This window comes from Brachybacterium hainanense (genome assembly GCF_042434575.1).
In the GTDB taxonomy this organism is placed as follows: Bacteria; Actinomycetota; Actinomycetes; order Actinomycetales; family Dermabacteraceae; genus Brachybacterium; species Brachybacterium hainanense.
The window spans coordinates 1-1,542 of the sequence record NZ_JBHLSV010000053.1 but is presented as its reverse complement, the minus strand read 5'-3'; the positions used below and the strand labels follow the sequence as shown (position 1 = coordinate 1,542).

The window sequence follows — 1,542 nt, the reverse complement described above, 5'->3', positions numbered from 1 at the left end:
TCAGACCCTATGAGGGTGGTGGGTTGCGGTGGTCTTGTGGGCCGGGGCCTCACCGTGCAGAGTTCGTGGATCACCCGGACCGGACAGGGGTCGGGGTGCCGACATGCAGAGGAGGCCCCGGTGTTTACCGAGCGTACTAGCGTGGGTCTGGATGTCCATGCCCGCACTGTGAAGGCCTGCGCGCTGGACACGGCCACAGGCGAGATCATCCACCAGACGGTTCCCGCGGACACGTCGCTGATCTGTGACTATGCCGCGGAGATCGCGGCCGGGCACGGCACGGTCCGGATCACCTACGAAGCCGGCCCGACGGGGTTCGAGCTCGCCAGGGCGCTGATCGAGGCCGGGCACACGGTCCAGGTCGCCGCGCCGTCGAAGCTGCTGCGCCCACCGGGTGAGAAGGTCAAGACCGACAAGAACGACGCGCTGCTGCTGGCGCGTCTGGCCCGCAACGACTCGATCACGCCGGTCGCGATCCCGGAACGGTCCCGGGAAGTCGTCCGCGATCTCGTCCGTGCCCGCGACGACGCGCGGCGGGACCTGATGACCGCCCGGCACCGGCTGGGGAAGTACCTGCTGCGCCACGGCCACCACTACACCGACGGCGAGGCCTGGACCCGCAAGCACGAGGCGTGGATGCGGCAGATGGCCTGGCAGGACGTGGACCTGTTCGGCGTGGTCTCCCGGGTTGTGTTCGATGACTACCACGATGCCGTCGAGCATGCCCTGGCCCGCCGGGACCGGCTGGACGCGCAGATCCTCGCGCTGGCCGAGGACTCCGAATGGACCCCGGTCACGCGGCGGATCGCATGCCTGCGCGGGATCTCCACCCTGACCGCGTTCTCCCTGGCGGTGGAGATCGGCGACTGGCACCGCTTCACCGGGCGGACCATCGCGGCGTATCTCGGGCTGGTCCCCTCGGAGAACTCCTCCGGCGAGTCTCGTTCCCAGGGCAGGATCACCAAGACCGGTAACGCGCACGCGCGGAGGCTGTTGATCGAGGCGGCCTGGCACCACAAGTCCGCCTACCGGCCGGGGAAGATCATGCGGGACCGGTGGGCCATGGCGCCGGCCGCGGTGGTCGCGCGCGCCGATGCCGGGAACCGGCGCCTGCACCGCCGGTGGCTGGTGCTGGATGACCACAAGAAGAAGCACACGGTCGCGAACACGGCGATCGCCCGCGAGCTCGCGGGCTGGTGCTGGTCGGTGGCCACGATGGACGACTGACCCCGAACTCGCCCCTCGGGCCCGGCCCGGGGTCCGGGCAGCGTGCAGCGCGCCGAGGAGATCAGCGTATGCACTGTGAGCAGTCACGGCATCGTCGTGGCCACGCTCGACCTCAGACCAGCATCGCTCCTCACGCCGGAACAGCGACATGCGGTGACCAACCCGCGGATATCAGACTGACCACGCGTCGATAACGACACGCCCGCACCCAGGACCCCTGCCCCTGCCGCAGGGACGACGAAGCGGGGCACCCGTCGACGGACGGATGCCCCGCTTCACCCTGCCCACTTGACAGGGAAACCCCACATATCAGTG

At 69.5% G+C, this 1,542-nt stretch carries 1 protein-coding gene; it reads left to right on the top strand.

The window, feature by feature from the left end; translation table 11 throughout:
• The first annotated feature begins 120 nt into the window (after window positions 1-120).
• Entirely contained in the window at window positions 121-1,227 is a 1,107-nt protein-coding gene (locus tag ACFFF6_RS19895; RefSeq protein WP_446680635.1) for an IS110 family RNA-guided transposase, read from the top strand.
• Window positions 1,228-1,542 lie beyond the last annotated feature (315 nt).